The sequence below is a fragment of the Paraburkholderia sp. BCC1885 genome (assembly GCF_900996235.1).
Classification (GTDB): Bacteria; Pseudomonadota; Gammaproteobacteria; order Burkholderiales; family Burkholderiaceae; genus Paraburkholderia.
The window spans coordinates 1-600 of sequence record NZ_CAAJGM010000053.1 but is presented as its reverse complement, the minus strand read 5'-3'; the positions used below and the strand labels follow the sequence as shown (position 1 = coordinate 600).

The following is a 600-nucleotide window of genomic DNA, read 5'->3' as shown; positions in this document are numbered from 1 at the left end:
GTCGACGCGACGAGCATCGCGCCGGGCACCAACAGGGCTATCGCAAGAAACGCTCGCTGTTCGACATGTTCGACTTCGACTGAGCGCGAAGGCCGCCGGCATCGCGCCGGCGGCGTGTTCGCGCCCCGGCTCAGATCTGTGCCGGGATCGTGATGCTGCTCGGGCAGGACAGCGTCGTGCCGCTATCCGGGACCTGCACCACCTGGCCGTTCGAGCCGGTCGTGGTCGCTGCGGTGCTGTGGCTGCCCAGCTGCAATTCGCCGTTGGTCACCGAGAAGGCCTTGCCGCCGCTGCTCTGGCTATTGGTGATGCGGATCCCGGTGTCCCCCGATTTCGGTACGCCCATCAGGCTGTTCGAGAGCCCGACGATGGCGCCTTGCTGCTTGGTGGCGGTGGCGATTACGTTGTCGATGTCGACGTTGGCGATGATCGGTATGGCGCCGCCGGTGCCCGAGGCATAGGCGTAGGTGAACAGGAAGGGCTGCTGGACATTGCGCATGCAGGTGTTTCGATAGGTCATGCCGGTGGTGGCGCTGCTGTCCTTGGCGGTCTGGTCGGTCTTGATCCGGTAGCCGTAGTCGGTGCCGCTGACCTGCACCG

Annotated in this window: 1 protein-coding gene; it reads right to left on the bottom strand. The window is 65.5% G+C overall.

Annotation, left to right across the window (positions count from 1 at the left end):
• Nucleotides 1-130: 130 nt before the first annotated feature.
• On the bottom strand, nucleotides 131-600 hold a 470-nt coding region (locus FQ755_RS04265; RefSeq protein WP_260858292.1), incomplete at its 5' end, for a glycosyl hydrolase family 28 protein.